The following is a 3,497-nucleotide window of genomic DNA, read 5'->3' on the forward strand; positions in this document are numbered from 1 at the left end:
GCTGTACATCACCAGCATGAAGATGAAGAACGGGTTCAACCGCTCGGACAACTGACCTACGGTTGCTGCTGCCGTGGTCATGCCACGGGAATGCCGTGGTTTCCCGGCTGTTTCAGCCAGCCCGCGTGTCTGTGGTGTAGATATGACCACGCCCCGACACGCGGGTTTTCCCGTATCTGCCTGTTCGCCATAAGCGGTGTCTGTTTTACGGACAACCCGGCGTTGCTGACAGGGCCATCGATTATAGTGAAGACGTGCGCAACGCGGGCTTGCGCATGGTTTCTTGCTTGTGGCTGTAGCAGTGCGTCTACAGTGTGGACTTGCCCGACCAGACTTGCCGTCGGCGGCCGCCGACGGTGCAGTATCACCGACAGGTAAGGAGACCCCATGACCGGTATCGAGGATTACACACGCCAGTACGGCTTGGTCCGCAAGATCGATGCGTACGGCTACCTCGACTATCTCAAGACGCATCCCGAAGCGCCGCGCAAGCACGGCAAAATCGTGCTCGTCACCGCTGACACGCCGCTGAAGGCATCCCGCGGCGAAGGCAAGACCACTACCACCATCGCACTGATTGATGCGCTGCGTGCACGCGGCATCGACGCAACCGCCGTGCTGCGCCAGCCGAGCATGGGCATCACCGCAGCAGGTTCCAAGGGCGGTGCGTCCGGCGGCGGCAAGGCATCCCTGACCCACCCGGAGCTCATCGATTGGGGTCTGTGCGGCGAAATGGCCGCGATCGAGGCGGCTCAGAACCTGCTCGTCTCCTTCGCAGAGAAGGCCGTGGACGAAGGCAAGCTCGACACTGTGCTCGTGCCGCGCGTCTCCGAAGTCCCGTCCCGTTCGCTGCGCAAGATCGTCGTCGACGCCGGCAAGAACAACGTCGCCGAACGCGTGGTACTCACCCCGACCTGCGAACTCATGCAGATTGTCGTGCTTTCCCGTTCCATGGACGAAATCGCCGAGCGTGTCGCCGCGATGATCGCCGGCACGAAGGACGGCAAGCCGGTCAAGTTCGGCGAATTCACCGATCTGTGGCGTATCACTGGCATTCTGGGCGATGCCGTCAAGCCGGCACTCACCGAGACCGTCAACGGCTCGCCGGTGTATGTGCACGGAGGCCCGTTCGCGAACGTGTCCATCGGCATCCCGACGCTCGTGTCCGTCGAACTCGCCTGCGCGCTGCATGACGTCGTCATCGTCGAAGCCGGCTATGGTGCCGACGCGGGCGCTCAGAAGTGGCTGGATATCGCCTGCCGTGAGTATGGCGCGCAATGGCCGTCCGCCGCGGTCGTGGTCACTCGTGCCACCACCTGGCGCGACGACCCGGCTTTGCAGTGGCGTTACCCGTTCCACGTGCAGCGTCTCGAAGGCTTGAACATCCCGACCTTCCCGCTGATCAACCTGTGGAGCGGTGAGGATGATCAGATTGATTCGCTGCGTGCGACCGCGAAGGACCTGAAGTTCCGCGATCCGATCATCGGCAACCTGTTCCGTGATGGCGGTGAGGCGCTGGTCCCGCAGCTCGATGCATTCGTTGATGTGCTGGGTGTTGGCGACGGCAAGGCTCCGGCCAGCCCGGACAGCCACAAGGGTATGCCGCTGATCGATGACATTCGTTGGGTTGCCGGCAATGCGTACGGTGTGCCCGCCGAGCGTGTCGTCAAGCGCGACGGTTTCGACGAGTCGCTGGCGGCGGCCGAGCAGCTGTGCGCTGATGCCGGATTCAGCCTGAATGATCTTGCGCTGGTTGCTGTGAAGTCTCCGGCCACCATGACCGACAACGATTCGGCACCTGCCGATGAGCGTACTGTGACCCTGAAGAAGGTCGAGGTGCATGCCGGCGCCGGTCTGGTGCAGGTCAATCTGACCACCTCGCTGACCACGCCGATGCCGAAGATCGTCTGACGCTCAGGCCAGGCTGGCTGCTTGCGGGGCGGCTGTTTGTAGACGGTCCGTCTGCTGGCGGGCCGTCTGCTGGTGGGCCGTCTGATGGCGGGCCATCTGTGGACGTTGCAGACGAGCTGTTCGTAGGTCGGCTGTCTGTGGACTGTTCGCGGGGTTGGATCCGCTGTATTGAGTTCGTTGTCCGTGAGCCGGTCTGTGGGTTGGCTACCTGCGGGTTGGATGTTTATGGATGGTCTGTTTGCAGGCGATTTGTTTGTGAACTGGTCGCTTGGCTGGATTCGCTGGATCGAGTTCGTTACCCGCGAGCTGGTCTGTGGGTTGGCTGTTCGCGGGTCGGCTGTGTGACCGAACTTGCTATCCACGAACCGGTTTGCGGGTTGGACGCTTGACTCACGGCATCGCTGTTACGCCATCAAGTCCATGTTCTGTGTCTGATCCCTGTTCGCGTCACCGCTTGACCCGGGACTGGAATCAGACCCCCGGAACCAGTCTGCCGGCACCCCGGCGAGTGACGAATACCCCGCGTACCGATTGGTGCGCGGGGTTTCTTATGTGCTGTAGTGATTGCCCAGGCCGGCGGCGGACTGGCGGGATTGGCTGATTTGGAGGTGCGCGGCGGTCGTTGTGTGAGGATTGGCTCGTACGATGGCGGTTTGGCGGGCGGGATTTGCCGGTCCGGCGTGGCTTTGCCGTGCCCGTGTGAGGATTTGCTCACATATCGCGGGTCGGTAGGGGTTGGGTGGGTGATGTGCCGTGTTGCGTATGCTGTGGCATGCGGGTCGTGGTGGTTGGTGACGCTTGGTCAGGGTTTTCGTCCGATGTGTCGTGATTCGTATGTCGGGGCATGCGCGTCGTGAGGTTGACCGTTCTGGTGGATGCAGTGTGCGTGGGTTCTGTTGACTTGCGTATGTGGGGACATGCGCGGCACGATGGGTGGGCGTGTTGTTGGGGCTGTGAGTGGTTGGTTCTGTTGTGTTGTGTATGTCGGGGCATGCGCGTGATGACGGTTTGGCCAGGTCGGCGGTGGTTGGATGGGTGATGTGTTGCGTTGCGTATGCCGTGGCGTGCGTGTCGTGGTGGTTGGTGGTGCTTGGTCAGGGTTTGCCGTTTGATGTGTCGTGATTCGTATGCCGGGGCATGCGCGGCCCGATGGGTGGGCGTGTTGTTGGGTTTGTGGGTGGTTGGTTCTGTTGTGTTGTGTATGCCGTGGCATGCGTGTGGTGATGGTTTGGCCAGGTCGGCGGTGATCGGATGGGTGGTGTGTCGTGTTGCGTATGTGGGGACATGCGCCGATTTTCCGATGATTGTTCCGGGTGTCGATTTGTGAGGATTCGTTCGCACAGTGCCGGTTTGGCAGGCGGGATTTGCCGGTTCGGTGCGGTTTTGCCATGACTGTGTGAGGATTCGCTCACATACTGGCGGGTGGGTTGGTGTGGCTGGCGGGTTGACTGGACTGGGGGAGTGACTGTGTGAGGATTCGCTCGCACGATGACGGCTCGGGTGGTTGGATCTGGTTGGTTGGCGGGCTGGAAGCGCCGTTGTGTGAGGATTTGCTCACACGATGGCGGGCGGACTGGCGGGATTGG

The 3,497-nt window shown here is 61.7% G+C and carries 1 protein-coding gene; it reads left to right on the forward strand.

Annotation, left to right across the window (positions count from 1 at the left end; translation table 11 throughout):
• Positions 1-387: 387 nt before the first annotated feature.
• Positions 388-1,911 (forward strand): formate--tetrahydrofolate ligase, encoded by a 1,524-nt coding sequence (locus ACI38B_RS00090; protein ID WP_439729018.1) that lies wholly within the window; start codon positions 388-390, stop codon positions 1,909-1,911.
• Positions 1,912-3,497 lie beyond the last annotated feature (1,586 nt).

Source organism: Bifidobacterium sp. (assembly GCF_051876855.1).
In the GTDB taxonomy this organism is placed as follows: domain Bacteria; phylum Actinomycetota; class Actinomycetes; order Actinomycetales; family Bifidobacteriaceae; genus Bifidobacterium.